This window comes from Microvirga terricola, assembly GCF_011777495.1.
In the GTDB taxonomy this organism is placed as follows: domain Bacteria; phylum Pseudomonadota; class Alphaproteobacteria; order Rhizobiales; family Beijerinckiaceae; genus Microvirga; species Microvirga terricola.
In genome coordinates this window covers 524,158-541,531 of sequence record NZ_JAATJS010000001.1, presented here as the reverse complement: position 1 = coordinate 541,531, position 17,374 = coordinate 524,158, and the positions used below count along the sequence as shown (strand labels likewise).

15 protein-coding genes are annotated in these 17,374 nt (G+C 62.5%); 7 read left to right on the top strand and 8 right to left on the bottom strand.

Annotated elements, in window-relative coordinates; genetic code table 11:
* Positions 1–152 precede the first annotated feature (152 nt).
* From xth to HB375_RS02595, 3 genes are all read right to left on the bottom strand, one after another.
* Positions 153–968, bottom strand: coding sequence for an exodeoxyribonuclease III (xth, locus tag HB375_RS02605; RefSeq protein ID WP_167671384.1), 816 nt, complete (start codon positions 966–968; stop codon positions 153–155).
* A 124-nt stretch (positions 969–1,092) separates the two neighbouring features.
* Positions 1,093–2,064: an outer-membrane lipoprotein carrier protein LolA gene (locus HB375_RS02600; RefSeq protein WP_167671383.1), complete on the bottom strand. Its 972-nt coding sequence runs from the start codon at positions 2,062–2,064 to the stop codon at positions 1,093–1,095.
* Between the two features lie 115 nt (positions 2,065–2,179).
* Positions 2,180–4,774, bottom strand: coding sequence for a DNA translocase FtsK (locus HB375_RS02595; RefSeq protein ID WP_167671382.1), 2,595 nt, complete (start codon positions 4,772–4,774; stop codon positions 2,180–2,182).
* 150 nt (positions 4,775–4,924) lie between these two features.
* Here HB375_RS02595 and HB375_RS02590 point away from each other — a divergent pair, with 150 nt between their 5' ends.
* From HB375_RS02590 to HB375_RS02580, 3 genes are read left to right on the top strand one after another with little or no spacing between them, the layout of a single operon-like run.
* Positions 4,925–5,290: a hypothetical protein gene (locus tag HB375_RS02590; RefSeq protein WP_167671381.1), complete on the top strand. Its 366-nt coding sequence runs from the start codon at positions 4,925–4,927 to the stop codon at positions 5,288–5,290.
* 43 nt (positions 5,291–5,333) lie between these two features.
* Positions 5,334–6,281 (top strand): copper chaperone PCu(A)C domain-containing protein, encoded by a 948-nt coding sequence (locus HB375_RS02585; RefSeq protein WP_167671380.1) that lies wholly within the window; start codon positions 5,334–5,336, stop codon positions 6,279–6,281.
* 55 nt (positions 6,282–6,336) lie between these two features.
* The gene (locus HB375_RS02580) at positions 6,337–6,933 is read left to right on the top strand and encodes an SCO family protein (protein ID WP_167671379.1); all 597 of its coding nucleotides are present in this window, start codon (positions 6,337–6,339) and stop codon (positions 6,931–6,933) included.
* Positions 6,934–7,029: 96 nt separating this feature from the next.
* Here HB375_RS02580 and HB375_RS02575 read toward each other — a convergent pair whose 3' ends face one another.
* From HB375_RS02575 to tesB, 3 genes are all read right to left on the bottom strand, one after another.
* On the bottom strand, positions 7,030–8,367 hold the full coding sequence (locus tag HB375_RS02575) for an ammonium transporter (protein ID WP_167671378.1): 1,338 nt from the start codon (positions 8,365–8,367) through the stop codon (positions 7,030–7,032).
* Between the two features lie 37 nt (positions 8,368–8,404).
* On the bottom strand, positions 8,405–8,743 hold the full coding sequence (locus tag HB375_RS02570) for a P-II family nitrogen regulator (protein WP_167671377.1): 339 nt from the start codon (positions 8,741–8,743) through the stop codon (positions 8,405–8,407).
* A 664-nt stretch (positions 8,744–9,407) separates the two neighbouring features.
* Positions 9,408–10,268 (bottom strand): acyl-CoA thioesterase II, encoded by an 861-nt coding sequence (gene tesB / locus HB375_RS02565; protein ID WP_167671376.1) that lies wholly within the window; start codon positions 10,266–10,268, stop codon positions 9,408–9,410.
* 370 nt (positions 10,269–10,638) lie between these two features.
* Here tesB and HB375_RS02560 point away from each other — a divergent pair, with 370 nt between their 5' ends.
* Positions 10,639–11,892, top strand: a complete 1,254-nt coding sequence (locus tag HB375_RS02560) for a ubiquinone biosynthesis hydroxylase (RefSeq protein WP_167671375.1) — start codon at positions 10,639–10,641, stop codon at positions 11,890–11,892.
* 111 nt (positions 11,893–12,003) lie between these two features.
* The gene (locus HB375_RS02555; RefSeq protein WP_167671374.1) at positions 12,004–12,333 is read left to right on the top strand and encodes a hypothetical protein; all 330 of its coding nucleotides are present in this window, start codon (positions 12,004–12,006) and stop codon (positions 12,331–12,333) included.
* Positions 12,334–12,420: 87 nt separating this feature from the next.
* Here HB375_RS02555 and ppa read toward each other — a convergent pair whose 3' ends face one another.
* Both ppa and HB375_RS02545 read right to left on the bottom strand, forming a co-directional pair.
* A complete protein-coding gene (gene ppa, locus HB375_RS02550) occupies positions 12,421–12,957 on the bottom strand; it encodes an inorganic diphosphatase (protein ID WP_167671373.1) in 537 nt (178 codons plus the stop codon).
* A 103-nt stretch (positions 12,958–13,060) separates the two neighbouring features.
* Positions 13,061–13,567: a GNAT family N-acetyltransferase gene (locus HB375_RS02545; protein WP_167671372.1), complete on the bottom strand. Its 507-nt coding sequence runs from the start codon at positions 13,565–13,567 to the stop codon at positions 13,061–13,063.
* 278 nt (positions 13,568–13,845) lie between these two features.
* On the opposite strand from HB375_RS02545, the gene HB375_RS02540 reads away from it, so the two are divergent.
* Together HB375_RS02540 and HB375_RS18340 are read left to right on the top strand one after the other, a co-directional pair.
* Complete coding sequence (locus HB375_RS02540; RefSeq protein WP_167671371.1) at positions 13,846–14,052, top strand: hypothetical protein; 207 nt, start codon at positions 13,846–13,848, stop codon at positions 14,050–14,052.
* Positions 14,053–14,129: 77 nt separating this feature from the next.
* Entirely contained in the window at positions 14,130–17,201 is a 3,072-nt protein-coding gene (locus HB375_RS18340) for a cadherin domain-containing protein (RefSeq protein ID WP_167671370.1), read from the top strand.
* The last annotated feature ends 173 nt before the right edge of the window (positions 17,202–17,374 follow it).

The following is a 17,374-nucleotide window of genomic DNA, read 5'->3' as shown; positions in this document are numbered from 1 at the left end:
CATTCGCACTATGAGCGCGTGATTATTATATGATGGAACTTTATTACTTATAAATAGAAGATATTATATGGCAAATTAGGATAATTTTCTAAGATTGAAAGTAACTCTGCCTACGGATCCGCCATAAAGTCCGGCGTAAGGGTGTGGACCTCTCAAAGCTCCAGCATCGCCGTCACTGGCGCGTGGTCGGACGGGCGGTCCCAGCCTCGGGTCTCTTTGGTGACTTCGACGGAGCGGATGGCGCCCGCGAGGCTCTGGGACAGCCAGATGTGGTCGAGGCGGCGGCCTTTGTTGGCGGCGGCCCAATCGGGCGAGCGGTAGCTCCACCAGGAATAGATCTTTTCGGGCTCGGGCCGGATATGCCGCATGGCGTCGGTCCAGCCGCCTTCCTGGCGCAGTTCTTCCAGGGCGGCGGTCTCGATGGGGGTGTGGCTGACCACGTCCAACAGCTGCTTGTGGCTCCAGACATCGTGTTCCAGTGGCGCGACGTTGAGGTCGCCGACGAGGATCGCGGGCGAGGCGGTGGGCTTGGAGCGTCCGCCCCAGCCGCGCAGCTCGTCCATGAATTGCAGCTTGTGGCGGAATTTTTCGTTGAGGTCGGGGTCGGGGATGTCGCCGCCGGCGGGCACGTAAAAATTATGGATCACGAGGCCCGAGGCTGCTTTCGCCTGGGGTGAGAGCGTCACCGTGATGTGGCGCGCATCCTGTCGGCCGCACATCTCCATCACGCTCGTCTGCGAGAACGGATAGCGCGAGAGGATCGCAACCCCGTTGTAGCCCTTCTGGCCCATGTGGACGACGAAGGGATAGCCTGAAGCTTGCAGGTCTTTGAGCGGAAACTTGTCGTCCGGGCACTTGGTCTCCTGAAGGCACAGGATGTCGGGCCGCTCATCCTGCAGGAAGCGGCGGACCTGGTCGATGCGCAGGCGGACGGAATTGATGTTCCAGGTGGAGACGGACAGTTTCACGCGAACAGACCCCTTTGGCAGAACCCTTTGGGGCTACGACAGATTTGTCCGCGAGGAAAGGGACATGGTGGCTCGCCCAAAGTCGAGGGCGCGCGCAAAAGCCTCATTCAGGGGAAGCTGACAGTCACCTACCGACTGACCCCGCCCCGGTCGGCGCATTGGGGATGCGGAACAGGCTCTGGTCGATGCTCCGGCTGCGGTCGATCTTGTTGAGCACCACCACGGTCTGGAAGCCTTGCGGATCGACAATCCGCCATTGGGTGAGGCTTTTCACCTCGGGGTCGAAATAGAGCACGATGCGCGATGTGCCGCCGAGCGTCGAACGATCCTCGAGGCTGACGCGCACCGCGCCGGCCTCGGTGGTAATGCCGGTGATCGGGATGTCCTGTCCGAGATTGACGTTATCACGCAGCAGGAATTTCAGCGGCGTCTGCTGGATGAAATACATGTCCTGCGTCAGCAGCTTCTTGTCACGCACGGAGATCGAGGTGCCGTCGGCGATCACTTCGAGGGTCGCGGGGGGATCGTATTCGAAGCGCAACTTGCCGGGGCGCTGCAGGTAGAGCGTTCCGCCGAGCTTGCGCCCGTCGCCGCCCACTTGCGTGAAATCGGCGACGAGAGTGCGCATGTTGGTGAAATAGGCGTTCGCTCGGGCGACGATCTCGTTGTTGGAAAGCGGCTCGATGCGCGTGGCGGCAGTCTGTCCCGGCATCGCGCCGATGATCGGCTTTGCCGCGATGACGACGGCATCGTCCGCCTTGTATTCAGCCTGCGCGACCGGGGTGACGGGCCGCACCGGCGGCAGCGGCGCACGCGCCGCGAAGGTCGGCTCAGGCTTGGCGGGCTCGGGAGCCGCGCTCGCTTGGGGTTCGCTCACCTGGGATTTTGGCGCGTTCGGCCGGAACGCGTGGGCAGGTGGCGGCGCGGAGGACAGGGTGAAACCCTCCGCCGCCGAGGAAATGCTGGCCGGGGTGCTGGCTGGCCGCTGCGGCGGCAGAAACATGTCCATCGGAAGGACCTGAGCCGCAGCCGGAAACGCGCCCGCGCCGATACCGGCGAGGACCGTCACAAGGCGAGCGAGGCTCGAAAACCGCATCCGAAAGAACTCCTGAACTGTCAGCACGGCCGGTGCGCTAGCTTTAACCTATGGCTATTCAATGGCTTGGCTGTTCGTTGACGCACCCGACGGGATTCGGTTCCCAAGCTTATCCCTATTCGTCATCCATGCCGGCGGTTTCAAGGAGGATCTCGCGTTTGCCCGCATGGTTTGCGGCGCCGACGATGCCTTCCTTCTCCATGCGCTCCATGAGGGAGGCCGCGCGGTTGTAGCCGATCTGCAGGCGGCGCTGGATGTAGGAGGTCGAGGCCTTCTTGTCCCGCAGCACCACGGCGACCGCCTGATCGTAGAGATCGCCCGAGCCGGAGCCGAACTCGCCCTGGTCGAAGACCGGCGTATCGCCGCCACCCTCGTCCTCGTCCGCCGTGACGGCTTCGAGATACTGTGGCCGTCCCTGGCGCTTGAGGTGGGCCACGACCTTCTCGACTTCCTCGTCGGAGCAGAAGGGGCCGTGCACGCGGGTGATGCGCCCACCGCCCGCCATGTAGAGCATGTCGCCCTGGCCGAGCAGTTGTTCCGCGCCCATCTCGCCGAGAATCGTGCGCGAGTCGATTTTTGACGTGACCTGGAAGGAAATGCGCGTCGGGAAATTCGCCTTGATCGTGCCGGTGATGACGTCGACCGACGGGCGTTGCGTTGCCAGGATCACGTGGATGCCTGCGGCACGGGCCATCTGTGCGAGGCGCTGGATCGCGCCTTCGATGTCCTTGCCTGCGACCATCATCAGGTCGGCCATCTCGTCGACGATGACGACGATGTAGGGCAGGGGATCGAGATCCATGATCTCGTCCTCGTAGATCGCCTGTCCCGTCTCCTTCTCGAAGCCGGTCTGCACGGTGCGCGTAATCACCTCACCGCGTGCCTTGGCTTCCGAGACGCGCGAGTTAAAGCCATCGATGTTGCGCACACCGAGCTTCGACATCTTCTTGTAGCGATCCTCCATCTCGCGCACCGCCCATTTGAGCGCGACGACGGCCTTTTTCGGATCGGTGACGACGGGCGTCAGAAGATGCGGAATGCCGTCATAGACGGACAGTTCGAGCATTTTGGGATCGACCATGATCAAGCGGCATTCTTTCGGCTTGAGCCGGTACACCAGCGACAGGATCATGGTGTTGATGGCGACCGACTTACCGGAGCCGGTGGTACCCGCGACGAGCAGGTGCGGCATGCGCGCGAGATCCGCGATCACCGGCTCGCCGCCGATAGTCTTGCCGAGGCACAGCGCCAGCTTCTGCTTGGTCGATTCGAAATCCTGGCTCGCGAGCAACTCGCGCAGGAAAACGGTTTCGCGCTTGTGGTTCGGCAATTCGATGCCGATGGCGTTGCGGCCCTGCACCACTGCGACGCGGGCGGAGATCGCGCTCATGGAGCGCGCGATGTCGTCGGCGAGCGAAATCACGCGCGAGGATTTGGTGCCTGGCGCGGGTTCAAGTTCATAGAGCGTCACGACGGGGCCGGGACGCACGTTGATGATCTCGCCCTTCACGCCAAAGTCTTCGAGCGTGCCTTCGAGAAGCGTGGCGTTCTGCTCCAAAGCATCGGCGGAGACGATCGGACCGGCGGGCTTCTTCGGCTCGGCGAGCAGGGTGAGCGCCGGCAGCGTGTAGTCGCCGCCGTCGTCCAGAAGCGAAGGCTGCGCCTCGCGCGCCATGCGGCGGCCGGGTTTCGGCGCGGCCGGGGCCGGGCCGACGCGGCTTGGCACGGGCGGCTCGGGGCGCGCGTTGACGCGGGAAGGGGTCTGCGGCGCGAGAGCATAATCCTCCTCCGCGTCCCAGGGCTCCTCGTCCTCGTCGTGCATCGGGGCTGCTGCAGGCGCGGTCCGCGCCCGCGGCGGGGGCGCGCCATCGAGAACCGGCTCACGGCGTTCGGCTTGGCTGCGTCGGCTCGGAGGCGGAAGGTCTTCCTCGTCCTCATGGCGGCGGCGCTCGCTCCAGCGTCGGGCCGCGCCGCGCAGGCTCATCAGGCCGTGGGCGAGCGCGCCCAGGGACACGATGCCCCAGCCAGGCTCGTCGTGACCGGAATCCTCGGTATCGTCCCAATCGGAGGCCTTTGCCTTCCGCTTGGCGGGGCGGGGGGCGTCGAATTCCTCGGGCTCGGGGCGCCGCCTGTCTTCTTCCGACGGGCTCAGGCTGCAGGCGGCAGTCAGGCTTAAGATGGCGATGCCGGCAAAGACGAAGCCGAGAAAGCCGCTGGAGCTGCCCGACAGGCCGGTCACGGCCTTTCCGCCGGCGAGAATCGCATCGCCCACCACCCCGCCGAGGCCGGAGGGAAGCGGCCAGTGGTCGGTCGGGGGCAGCGCGCTCGCGAGAGCCGTCGCCGCACCTGCGCCGAGCACCCACAGCACCAGCCGCAGCTGCGTGCGGCCGAGCTCGCCCGATTTCATGAGGCGCCAGCCCCAGAGCGCGAGCGGCAACAGGGCGGCGATGGCGCCGAGGCCCAAAAGCTGCATCAACACGTCCGCGACGATGGCGCCTGGCCAGCCTAGCGTGTTGCGGACGGGCATGTCGGTGGCGTTGTTGAGGCTCGGATCGTCCACCGACCAAGTGGCGAGCGCCACCGCCACGGCTCCGGAGAGCGCAATCAGGAACAGGCCGATCAATTCCTGCGCCCGGCGGGCGAAGAAGGCCCGCAAGGCGCTGGCGAGGCCGTCATAGGTGGAATGGGAGGAACGGCGGGCCGTACGCATCAACCGACTCAGATCAATCTCAATAATGTGTGACTCGGCGTCACCCTAGAACAGTCGGGTTAAGGGTCGTTTAACCGTACTCTTGCGGGCATGCCTGTTGACGACGCGCGGCGAAGGCGTCATGTCCCACGCATGGAAAACAGGGCATTCATGACCGGGTGGAAGCGGGCCGCGATTACGGCGGTCGTCGCCTATGCCCTGGCGCTTCAGGCCCTTTTCCTATCCTTCAGCGGTGCGGTCCATGCCGGCTCGGTTGCGGGGCCGCAGGGTATTCTCTGCGCGTGGGACGCCACACCCGCGCCGGATCATTCGCCCGCCAAGGCCCATGATGGCCTCTGCTGCATCCTGGGCTGCGGCGTCTCGTCCGCCGCTGCGGGGCCGGTTCCCTCCGCCATCGTCCTCGACCGGCTTGTGCCGGTCGCGACGCTCGTCGGCTTTTCCTTTGAAACGCCGCTCCTGCGTGTTGCATCAAAAGTCCTGCCTGTCGGTTCGCGCGCACCGCCGCGCCTCGGTTGATCGTTCTTCGACCCTATCAACCAACTTATCAGGACTGACTCTTATGAAATCGTCGCTCTTCCGCGGCGCGCTTGTCGCGGCCGCTTCCATCGGTCTTGCATCGCCCGCTTTCGCCCACGCCACGTTCGAGACCGCGCAGACCACGCCCAATTCCACCTACAAGGCGGTTCTGCGCATCGGCCATGGCTGCAAAGGTCAGCCGACCTTGAAGGTGCGCGTGCAGATCCCCGACGGCATCATTGCCGTCAAGCCGATGCCGAAGGCGGGCTGGACGCTGGAGACCACGAAGGCCGCTTATGCCAAGACCTATCAACTCTATGGCGACGCGCTCTCGGAAGGCATCACCGGCATCACCTGGACGGGCTCGCTGGATGATGGCCATTACGACGAATTCGTCTTCCAGGCGCGCGTGACCGACGCCTTCCAGCCGGGCGAGACGGTCTACATTCCGGTCGTGCAGGAATGTGCTTCCGCGAAGGAGGAATGGACGCAAATTCCCGCATCCGGACAGGACGCCCACAGCCTCAAATCGCCCGCACCGGGCGTGAAGATCGTCGCCGCTGCCGGCGCGCCGGCGAGCGTCAAGGCAGGCTCCCTCACCATCGAGCAGCCCTGGTCGCGCGCGACCCCTGCGGGCGCGAAGGTTGGCGGTGGATACTTACGCATCACCAATACCGGCAAAGAGTCCGACCGGCTGATCGGCGGTTCGTTCCCGCTCGGCTCCAAGGTCGAGGTGCATGAAATGTCCATGCAGGACAACGTCATGCGCATGAAGCAGGTCGAGGGCGGACTCGAGATCAAGCCGGGCGAAAGCGTGGAACTGAAGCCCGGCGGCTTCCATCTCATGCTGATGGATCTGAAGGAGCCGCTCAAAGAGGGCCAGACCTTCAAGGGCACGCTCGTGTTCGAGAGAGCCGGAACGGTGAATGTCGAGTACACAGTGCGCGGCATGTCCGGCCAGGGCGGCGGGGCCGCCGAGCATAAGCACTAGGCTTTCCTCTCACCGGATGCCCTGCTGTCGCGGGGCATCCGACTTGGAGACAACGATGGTTCTCAAACGCTCTCTCTTGTTGCCGCTCGGACTGTTTCTCGCGGCGGCGCTGACGCTTCTCGTCACCGTGCTGCTGCTGGTGCCCGACTCGAAGCAGAACGTCTCGCGGGCGCTGATCGGCGGCCCGTTCAAACTGACCTCGCAAGAGGGTAAGCCCTTCACCAATGAAGATCTGACGGGCAAGCCTTTCGCGATCTTCTTCGGCTACACCCATTGCCCGGACGTGTGCCCGACAACGCTCTACGACCTGACGCAGGATCTCGAATCCCTCGGCAAGGACGCGGACAAGATGCGGGTCGTCTTCATCACCGTCGATCCCGCGCAGGACACGTCGGATCTGATGAAGACCTATCTCTCCTCCTTCGACCCGCGCATCGTCGGGCTGACAGGAACGGACGAAGAGATCGCCGCGGTGGCGAAAGCCTACAAGGTCTACTACCGCAAGGTCCCGACCGATTCCGGCTACACCATGGACCATACGGCGACGATCTTTCTGATGGACAGCAAGGGCGACTTTTACGGCGCGTCGAATTTCCAGGAATCGGAAGAGATCCGTCGCGCGAAGCTGAAGCAGCTCATCAAGAACGGCTGATCCGCTCACCGACGGAGCAACAGCGACAACGAAAAAGCCCCGGCCTTGCGACCGGGGCTTTTCCATTTCGAGCCCTCTGGAAGGCTTACGTTTTTGTCAGTAATTATAGGCGCGCTCGCCGTGGTCGGCGAGGTCGAGACCTTCGCGCTCGGCTTCCTGCTTCGGACGAAGGCCGACGACGGCGTCGACGATCTTGAACAGGATGGCTGAGCCGATGCCGGTCCAGGCGATGGTGATCACTACGGCGATCACTTGCGTCCACACCTGGCCGCTGATGGAGTACTCACCCGCGCCAAGGCCGCCGAGCGACGGCGCCGCAACGATACCGGTGCCGATGGCGCCGACGATGCCGCCGACGCCGTGGATGCCGAACACATCGAGAGCGTCGTCATAGCCGAGCGCGTTCTTCACACTCGTCACAGCGATGTAGCAGACGACACCTGCGACGAGGCCGAGCACGATGGAGCCCATCGGACCCGCAAGGCCGGCCGCCGGAGTGATGGCGACGAGGCCCGCGACCACGCCCGAGGCGAGACCGAGGAGCGAGGCCTTGCCCTTGCCGAAGGCTTCGGCGCCCATCCACGCCAGACCTGCAGCCGCAGGAGCGACGATAGTGTTGATGACGGCGAGCGCCGCCGTGCCGGTGGCTTCGAGGTTCGAGCCCGCGTTGAAGCCGAACCAGCCGACCCACAGCAAGCAGGCGCCGACGAAGGTGAGCGTGAGCGCGTGCGGAGCGAGAAGATCCTTGCCGTAGCCGATGCGCTTGCCGATCAGCAGCGCGCCGATGAGGCCCGCGACGCCGGAATTGATGTGCACCACCGTGCCGCCTGCGAAGTCGAGCGCGCCGAGGCCGAAGAGATAGCCTTCCGAGAACCACACCATGTGCGCGATGGGGAAGTACACGAACGTGGCCCACAATGCCGTAAATAGCAGCACCGCGCCGAACTTGATGCGCTCGGCAAATGCGCCGACGATCAGAGAAGGCGTGATGGCCGCGAAGGTGAGCTGGAACGCCAGGAACGCGAATTCCGGAATCGCCACGCCCTTGGTGAAGGTGTCGGAGGTGGTCTCGGTCGTTACGCCGGCGAGGAAGGCCTTGGAGAAGCCGCCGATGAAGGCGCCGATGCCGCCGGGACCGGCGGTGAAGGCGAGTGAGTAGCCATAGAAGACCCAGATGATCGCGACGAGCGAGAAGATCGCCAGAACCTGGGTGAGCAGGGACAGCATGTTCTTGGTGCGCACGAGGCCGCCATAGAACAGCGCGAGGCCCGGGATCGTCATGAGAATGACGAGGATGGTGGACACCAGCATCCAGGTGGTGTCGCCCTTGTTGACGGTTGGCGCAGCGGCTTCTTCCGCCAGAGCGGGGGAGAGGGCGACGAGGCTTAAAGCCAACCCTCTTAAGGTGGTCGTGACACGGTGACGAAGGTTCATCGAAGGAAAACTCCGGAAGAGACAGGGAAAGGGTTGATCAGAGGGCATCGCCATCGGTCTCGCCCGTGCGGATGCGGACCGCTTTTTCGAGCGACAGGACGAAGATCTTGCCGTCGCCGATCTGGCCCGTGCGGGCGGCGGAGGTGATCGCGTCGATCACCTGCGGAACCAACTCGCTTGCCACCGCCACTTCGATTTTCAACTTCGGCAGGAAGCTCACGGCATATTCGGCGCCGCGATAGATCTCGGTATGACCCTTCTGCCGTCCGTACCCTTTCACCTCGGTCACGGTGAGGCCGTGCACGCCGAGGGCGGTTAGCGCATCGCGCACCTCCTCGAGCTTGAACGGCTTGATGACCGCCATCACGATTTTCATGGGTTGAGCCCCCTTTGCGACGTTGCCTGGACAGGAACTTAATCTGCCGCAGGACAACGAGTTCCACATGAACCCGCCCTGTTGGTGCGAGTGTCGTGAAGGGGATAAGCAAAAGCCGTGCCAGCGCTTGGCTGCGCATGCTTCAGGATGCGCTGCCTCTTTCATGGGCATGGGGAACTTGCTCTAAAAGATGCAGGTCGCCTAAGAACTGGGCAGCCAAAAACGGAGTTAAGGCGTGGATAGCTTGGCTATTCGATTGCGGAGAAATTTCCGAAACTCTCAAGAACCGTAGCAAGGACGTGGGATGACTGAGGACACTCGCCGGTTCAACATAAGCACGCTAGAGGGTGACATACTTTGCCCTGCATGCGGTTTTCCTGGCTACTTCAAAGGTTCCTCGTATGACGATGAGGGGGGCCGCATAGGAACAGGAATTTGTCCGTGTTGCCTATGGGAGCCAGGCTTCGACGATGACCCGAGTGCGAGTCGCGATGCCGAAAAGACAATTATAGATTCACTAAGACGCTATCGTCGTAGATGGCGGGATGACGGTCCCGTTTGGCGTGGTCACGCAACGACGATGCCTGTCGGTTGGGATGGTAAGGTTCAACTCGAACGACTGCTTACGATTGCTCCATTCGTCGCGTAATGAGCGGTCAATAGTTTAGGAGCTGCGGTCGCGGATCAGGCCTTCCTGCGCCACCGAGGCGACGAGGGTGCCGTCCTGCTTGAAGATCAAGCCGCGTGAAAAACCGCGGGCGCCGGAGGCGTTCGGCGTGTCCTGGGCGTAGAGCAGCCATTCATCCGCCCGGAAGGGGCGGTGGAACCACAGGGCATGGTCGAGGCTCGCGGCCTGGATCACCGGTTCGAACACCGTGCGGCCATGCGGCATCAGCGAGGTGTCGAGAAGGGTCATGTCCGTGGCGTAGGCGAGCACGCATTGGTGGATCGCCGGATCGTCGGGCAGGCGGCCCGTCGTCCTGATCCAGACATGGAAGTTCGGCTCCATGGGATCGCGCGACATGTAGCGGCCGATCTCGACCGGACGCATCTCGATGGGCCGCTCACGCTGGTAATAGGTGCGCATCGGCTCCGGCATGAGAGGCAGAAGATCGGCCTTCACCTCTTCCTCCGTCGGCAATTCGTCCGGCCCCGGCACATCCGGCATCGGCATCTGGTGGCTGAAGCCCGGCTCGTCGACCTGATAGGACGCCGACATGGAAAAGATCGCATGCCCGTGCTGGATCGCCACCACGCGCCGGGTGGTAAAACTCCTGCCGTCGCGGATGCGGTCGACCTCATAGATGATAGGCACCTTGGGGTCACCCGGCAGCAGGAAATAGCCATGCAGCGAGTGCGGATGGCGTCCCTCCACCGTGCGGCTTGCGGCCACCAGCGCTTGCCCGATCACCTGCCCGCCAAAAACTCTCTGCCAGCCGCTCTTCGGGCTTTGCCCGCGAAACAGATTCACCTCGAGCTGTTCGAGATCGAGAATCGATAGAAGGTTGGAGACGGCGTTGGACATGGCACTAATACTCCTTCGGGCGGAGCGCCATCCATCGGGGAGGCTCGTCGGAAGATCAAGAGAGAGTTCGAGCCGTCAAGATCGACACTGCTCGAAATGCGAATGCAGCACTAGTCCTTGATCATGGTCAGGGCTGCGACAGGCATTGTCAGAAACAGGATACCGATCCAAAGCTTCTTAAACAGCGAGGGTTTTTTGCCCGGAACGATCAGCATGCGTGTTGTCCTCCGGAGCCAGGCTTTTAGAGTATTTGATAAAACATAACAATCTGCCCCCTGTTTCTGGCAGGAATTTTTCCCCCGCCCCACTTACGCTTGACGTCGTTGTTGCGATGATAAACACCCGTTGCCGAAGCTCGAAGGAGAGAGCCATGACCGCAAACGTCCCCCGCGTCGTCGTTGCTGGCGGCGGCTTGGCGGGTTTGTCCCTGTCGCTCGCCCTCAAGGACGCCCTGGCTGACGGTGTCGACGTCGTCATGGCGGACCCGGCGCTCAAGCGCGATCCGCATGGCGACAAGCGCGCCTATGCCATCGCCGCCGCGGCCCGTCGGATGCTGGAGACGCTCGGCGTCTGGGACGCGGTCGCCGACAAGGCGCAGCCGATCCTCGACATGGTGATCACCGACAGCTCCCTCAACGATCCCGTGCGCCCGACCTTTTTGACCTTCGAAGGCGAAGTCGCCGAGGGCGAGCCCTTTGCGCATATGGTGACGGCGGGCGATCTGACCGCCGCCCTGATCGAAGCCAGCAAGACTGCGGGCGTCAGCCTCCGCTCCGAGGGCGTCACGAAATTTGCCGCCGATCCGGCGCGCGTCACTGTCACTTTCAGTGGCGGCGAAAGCATCGACGCCTCGCTTCTCGTTGCCGCCGACGGCGCGCGCTCGCGTCTGCGCGAACAAGCTGGCATCGGCTGGATTTCCTGGCCCTATCACCAGTCGGGCATCGTCGCGACCATTCTCCATGAGCGCGATCACGAGGGCAGGGCGGTCGAGCACTTTTTGCCCTCCGGCCCCTTCGCCATTCTGCCGCTCAAGCCTGAGACGCAGCCCGACGGCTCGGTGAAGCACCGCTCCTCGATCGTGTGGAGCGAAAAGACCAAAAACGTGCCGGCTCTGCTTGAATCCGATCCCGAGGACCTTCTGGTCGAACTGGAAAAACGCTTTGGGCTGCAACTCGGCAAGATTGCGTTCGAGACGAAGCCGCAGGCTTTCCCGCTTTCCTTCGGTGTCGCGCGCTCCTTCGTCGGTGAGCGCCTCGCGCTTCTGGGCGATGCGGCCCATGTCATCCATCCTATCGCCGGGCAGGGTCTCAATCTCGGCCTGCAGGATGCGGCAGCTTTGGCCGAAACCATCGCCGATGCGCTGCGGTTGGGGCTCGACCCTGGCACGGCGGATGTGCTGGAGGGCTACGAGCGCACGCGCCGCGCCGACATCACCGCCATGGGACTGATGACGGACGGACTCAATCGGCTTTTCTCCAATGATCTGTTGCCGGTGCGCCTGATCCGCGACCTCGGCCTCGGCCTCGTCGACCGCATGCCGGGCCTAAAACGCTTCTTCATCCGCGAGGCGGCGGGCCTGACGGATCGCGACACGCCGCGCCTGTTAAAGGGCGAAGCGCTTTAGGACTGCTGCGGAGGGGTCCTGCTTCAGACGAAGTGGACCTTCCGGCTAAGGGATCTAATCTTATCCTCCGAGCCCTGGATCGGTGCCGTTCCGGGCGAGGAGAAAAGATCCATGGCAGGCCATGCGATGCGCGATCCGCGTCCCCGAGGGGCTCGAATGGCCTTCGTCGTGTTGACGGCCGGAGCGTGGCTCTCCGGAATCTCGGCGACCGGCGCTCACGATTGGTATCCTCCCTGGTGCTGCAACGACCATGATTGCCGTGCGCTCTCGGAGGAGAAGGGTGAGACCGTTCGGGAGGCTCCTGACGGCTGGCACCTCTGGGATGGGCGGATCGCTGCCCGAGGAGCGGCGCGACTGTCGCCGGATCGAAAGTTCCATCTTTGCGAGGAACCGACGACGAGAGCCATCATCTGCTTCTTCGTGCCGCCTGGCTCGTCGTGAATCCTGCAAGTTTCGCAAAGTCCGACCGCGCATAAAAAATGGCCGGGGCGGTGCCCGGCCATTTCTCAGATGGAGGAAGATGGGCCCTCAGCCCTTGTTCTTCTTCGCCCGCTCGATGCCTTCCAGGATCAGGCGCTTGGCCTCGTCGGCGTCGCCCCAACGGATGATCTTGACCCACTTGCCGGGCTCCAGATCCTTGTAGTGCTGGAAGAAGTGCTCGATCTGCTTGAGTGTGATCTCGGGTAGGTCCTTGTAGCTCTTCACGCGGTCGTAGCGCTGGGTGAGGTGCGCGGACGGCACGGCGATGATCTTTTCATCCTCGCCCGCATTGTCTTCCATCACCAGCACGCCGACGGGACGCACGCTCATGGCCGCACCCGGAATGATGGCGCGAGTGTTGGCGATCAGCACGTCGCAGGGGTCGCCGTCGCCGGAGAGGGTGTGCGGGATGAAGCCGTAGTTCCCCGGATAACGCATGGCGGTGTAGAGGAAGCGGTCGACGAAGAGGGTGCCGGCATCCTTGTCCATCTCGTACTTGATGGGCTCGCCGCCGATCGGCACTTCGATGACGACGTTCACGTCGTCCGGCGGGTTCTTTCCAATCGCGATCGCATCAATGCGCATAAACGTCATCTCCGGGAGAGGGGAAAAAGGTCGCGGTTTCCCTAACCCATCATCTGCCGGCGAGGCAACGGCTGGGCGAGAAAGATCGTGCGCCTGGCGACACTTATGGGAAAAGATACGCCACCTTGGTCAGCTTCACGCCGCCGATGCGCTCTTCGACCCGTCCGGCGACGCGCCCGCCGAGGCCTTCATAGAACGCACAGGCGCGGGTGTTGTCGGCGAGCGCCCACAGCATGACCGGGGTCATCTCCTGTGCGCGCAGGTCGTTGCACACGGCCCTGAACAGGCGGCGGCCGAAGCCGAGGCCCTGATATTCGGGCAGCAGATAAAGCTCGTCGATCTCGCCGGCGGCGGGCGAAGCCCGGTCGCGGCACCGGCCATAGGACGCATAGCCGGCAATCCCCTGGCCGATATCCAGCACCGCCAGCGGGCGGCTGCGCGCCAGGGTCGAGCGCCACCAGCGCGGGCTACGCCGAACCAGCATCTTTTCGAGGGCAACGCCCGGAATGACCCCCTGATAGGCCTCACGCCACGCCGCCTCAAAGACCTTGGCCAGCCCTTGAGCATCGTCGGCCTTGGCGTGGCGAATGCTGACAAGAAGATCGCTCATGGCGGGTTCAAAAGGTCCTTCCGGAAAAACGGCGAGACGCTTCGCATACCGAAGCGTAACCATTGAAACAGAAGGTCTCGCGGCGCGCAGCTGGCAAAATGACGCAAAGGCGGAGAGCGCCGATTGGTAGGGTCCACCGCCGAGCGCACCTTCACGCATTTGGCCCTATCTTTCGCCTGTCGCACCGGCGGGCTTGCGATCGAGGAGAGCCATGCCGATCAGGCCCCATGCGGCACCTCCGGATGCGGCTTGCGGTGGTAGATCCGGCGGGAATACCTATGCAGCTTTCTGCCGAGGCGTTCGGCTACGGCAAGGCTACGACGGACAAACAAAGAATCCTGTATGATCGCGCCACCGGTAAAATGGCCTATGCCCCGGACGGTACAGGCTCTACAGCTCCTCGTATGTTCGCAATTCTCAACCAGCTGCCACTGACAGACTTGGAGCACCCACATCTCGACCACACGATGTTCTTCATCATCTGACGAAAAACGGGGCTGTCCTCACCCGGGAGCTCCGTGTAAAGCTAAACGTAACGTTATCTCTTATCAAAGAAACTGCTATGGGTGATTTTGTTCTTATCGTTAAACCGTCGCCGCAATCGGGCATTGGCGCCGACACCGTCCCGGGCGAACCGAACGCGGTTGCAATCAACGAGAACATTACCAACGGAACAATTGTCGCCGAGTTGACGGGGTGGGAAACCACAGCTTGGGGACCCGCGGGGCCGCGTGCGGTCATCGACAATGACATAGATGGTCGCTATGCGCTGCAGTGGGTCACGGACGCATCGGATGTGATGCGCCTCTATCTCGTCGTCAAAGACGATGGCGGAGATCTTCTGACAGGCGGCAAGAAAAACTTCGACTTCGAAGATGCTGCGTTCTACGGGGATGGCGCCTGCGTTCACCGCGGAATTTCTGTCAGCCTCTATGACGGGGCTGGCACTACAACGATTCATCAGGCGAATTTCAACGTATACCTGAACGACATCGTGGTCGAACCCCCCAACACGGCCCCCACAAACATTCGGTTCACGTCGTCGGGTACGGACACTATTTCGATTCAGGAGAATATGGGCGGCGTCATCGCGACGGTGACGGCGGATGACGATGGTGGCGTCAGTGGGCCTAGCTACGCCATCGCGGACAACGCCTACTTCACGATTGATGTCACGACCGGTCAGATCAGCGTGAAGACCGACGCGGTTCTCAACTATGAGCTGAAGCAGTCGTATGACGTCGTTGTCACGGTTACGGACGCAGGCGGCCTTCCGGCGACGAAGACGTTGACGATCACCCTCACGGATGTGAACGAGGCCGCGACGGATATCACCTTCACGGGCGGCAGCGGCATCAAGGTCGGTGACGGCGCTGGCGTGAGGGTCGTCACGGCGGCGGCGGTCGATGAGGACACGAACACGGAATTCCGCAACAACAAGTACAAGTTCACCAACGGTACTCTGCGAGACGGCATCTACACGATCAATGCCGACACGGGCGTCGTGACGACGAATGGTGCCGTGACGACGGCGGGCAGTAAGACGCTCTCGATCGTGACCTATGATGCGAGCACCTCGTGGTTGTCCTACGCCAAGGACTACACCTTTACGGTCGGTGTGGCCTCCAACACGGCACCGACGTTCTCGGTCACGGGTTCGACGAACATTCCGGCGGATGACAACGGTTCGGCGGTGAAGCCGTTCGGAGGTGTGACGCTGGCCGACGCGGACAACGACGACATCACGGTGACGTTGTCGTTCGCGGATGCCGAGGGCGTGCTGGCGAACCTCACGGGCGCGGGCGTGATCGTGACCAACAAAGGCGTCATGTCGGGAGCCCGCAGCTACGAGTTCGTGGGCAAGGCTGGTGCGCTGAATACGTTCTTCGACAATGTGACGTTCAACCCGACGGATTCGGCGGCCAACTCGGGCTCGTTCACGACGGGGTTCAGCTTCACCGTGAAGGACGCGACCCACACGGCGATGTCCCACAACAACGCTGTGAACGTGGTGACGACGATCAAGGACAAGACCCCGACCAACGCGGCGCCGACGCTTGTCGTCGATGCCGCGAAGGCTTCGACCGCAACGACGGATACCGGCACACCCGTCCTGGCTTTCGCCGGCGTGACGCTTGGCGACGCCGAGAACGACGACCTTACAGTCACAATCACCTTCGCAGATGCCGAAGGTGATCTGGTTCTGCCCACCACCCTCCCGACGGGTGTCACGAAGCTCTCCAGCGGCACCGCACTCGGTACCAAGTCCTATACCTTCAAGGGCAAAAAGGATACTCTGAACGACTTCCTGCAGAACGTGTTGAAGTTCGATCCTACGGACCATCCAGACGCGGCGAGCGAGTCCACAGTCAACACAGTTTTCAAGATCAGCGTGACGGATGCCAGCCACGCCGCGCCGGCCGAAAATGGGACTGTCAACGTGACCTCGACGGTTCTCGACAAGACGGCCGCGAACGAGGCGCCCGTGATCGCCGGGGCCGCGGCTCCGGTCATCAGGACGGTTGCCGATACCGCGACGGTGAATCCGTTCTCCGGCATCACGATCACCGATAAGGAGAAGGATCAGCTGACCCTGGCGGTCGCGTTCGATACAGCGAAGGGCAAACTGATCGACAAGGACGGCAACTTCATCATCAGCGGCACCTACACGGTCGTGGGTTCCGACACCGAAGTGACGGCTGCGATCAAGGCGTTGAAGTTCGATCCAACCGACAGGATCAATGCTGCGGCCGGCTCCATCGAGACGACAGATTTCACCATTACCGTCACGGACAGCAGCCATCCCACGGGCGTCAGCAACACGAATGTCCATGTGGACTCCGTCGCAGGAAACTCGGTTCCCGCTTACACCGGCCCGATCGTGATCAGCGTTCAAGAGCTCACCGCGAACGGAACGACTGTGGCAACGCTGAACGCAGCGGACTCGAACCCCGGCGACACCGTGTCTTACTCCTTGACCGACGAGCGTTTTGAGATCGTCGGCCGGGAACTGCGGGTGAAGAACGGCTTCAAGCTCGATTTCGAGCAGGCGAGGTCGCACACGCTCGTCGTGCAGGTGAAGGATAGTCACGGGGCCATCGTCAATCAGACGCTGACGATCAACGTGATTGACTGGAGCCCCGAGCGTACCGCCGGCAGCAGCGACAACGACGTGTTCAAGGGTGGTGCGGGCAAAGACACCCTGGGCGGCGGTGCCGGCAACGACACCCTTTGGGGCGGTCTCGGCAACGACGTGCTAACCGGTGGCATCGGTAAGGACGTGTTCGTGTTCGACACCAAGCTCAACGCGAAGACGAACAAGGACACGATCAAGGACTATAACGTCAAGGACGACTCGATCTGGTTGGAAAATAGCCTCTTCAAGTCGAACAAGGCTCTTTACGCCATGATCAAGAAGGGAACCGAGGTGAAGCCTGCCAAGCTCGCCAGCAAGTTCTTCACGGTCGGTGACAAGGCGAAGGACGCCGACGACTACTTCGTCTACGACTCGGCGAAGCGCGTCCTGTACTACGACGCGGATGGCAGCGGCGCGAAGGCTGCCGTCGCCATCGCGACCTTCACCAACAATAAGTACCTGAAGAACTTCACCTATAAGGAGCTGTTCTTCATCTAAGCCGCGAGAAATCGCAGAACCAGAGCCCCGGCAGGCGACTGCCGGGGTTTTTTGTTGCTGCGCTTCGGCGCGTTTGGGAATGCTCGTCACGGACCCACATTCGTCTCCGGCATTGTGGCAAGAGACGCGCGCGGGAGACTCGGACGACAGGACAGCACGGTTGCAGGGGGCAG

What these genes read in the sequence shown, in the direction of transcription:
- HB375_RS02545 (WP_167671372.1), bottom strand. Translation starts at nt 13,567, where the DNA reads ATGAGCGATCTTCTTGTCAGCATTCGCCACGCCAAGGCCGACGATGCT.
- HB375_RS02555 (WP_167671374.1), top strand. Translation starts at nt 12,004, where the DNA reads ATGGCAGGCCATGCGATGCGCGATCCGCGTCCCCGAGGGGCTCGAATG.
- HB375_RS02590 (WP_167671381.1), top strand. Translation starts at nt 4,925, where the DNA reads ATGACCGGGTGGAAGCGGGCCGCGATTACGGCGGTCGTCGCCTATGCC.
- HB375_RS02575 (WP_167671378.1), bottom strand. Translation starts at nt 8,367, where the DNA reads ATGAACCTTCGTCACCGTGTCACGACCACCTTAAGAGGGTTGGCTTTA.
- HB375_RS02585 (WP_167671380.1), top strand. Translation starts at nt 5,334, where the DNA reads ATGAAATCGTCGCTCTTCCGCGGCGCGCTTGTCGCGGCCGCTTCCATC.
- tesB (WP_167671376.1), bottom strand. Translation starts at nt 10,268, where the DNA reads ATGTCCAACGCCGTCTCCAACCTTCTATCGATTCTCGATCTCGAACAG.
- HB375_RS02595 (WP_167671382.1), bottom strand. Translation starts at nt 4,774, where the DNA reads ATGCGTACGGCCCGCCGTTCCTCCCATTCCACCTATGACGGCCTCGCC.
- ppa (WP_167671373.1), bottom strand. Translation starts at nt 12,957, where the DNA reads ATGCGCATTGATGCGATCGCGATTGGAAAGAACCCGCCGGACGACGTG.
- HB375_RS02570 (WP_167671377.1), bottom strand. Translation starts at nt 8,743, where the DNA reads ATGAAAATCGTGATGGCGGTCATCAAGCCGTTCAAGCTCGAGGAGGTG.
- HB375_RS02580 (WP_167671379.1), top strand. Translation starts at nt 6,337, where the DNA reads ATGGTTCTCAAACGCTCTCTCTTGTTGCCGCTCGGACTGTTTCTCGCG.
- HB375_RS18340 (WP_167671370.1), top strand. Translation starts at nt 14,130, where the DNA reads ATGGGTGATTTTGTTCTTATCGTTAAACCGTCGCCGCAATCGGGCATT.
- HB375_RS02560 (WP_167671375.1), top strand. Translation starts at nt 10,639, where the DNA reads ATGACCGCAAACGTCCCCCGCGTCGTCGTTGCTGGCGGCGGCTTGGCG.
- HB375_RS02540 (WP_167671371.1), top strand. Translation starts at nt 13,846, where the DNA reads ATGCAGCTTTCTGCCGAGGCGTTCGGCTACGGCAAGGCTACGACGGAC.
- HB375_RS02600 (WP_167671383.1), bottom strand. Translation starts at nt 2,064, where the DNA reads ATGCGGTTTTCGAGCCTCGCTCGCCTTGTGACGGTCCTCGCCGGTATC.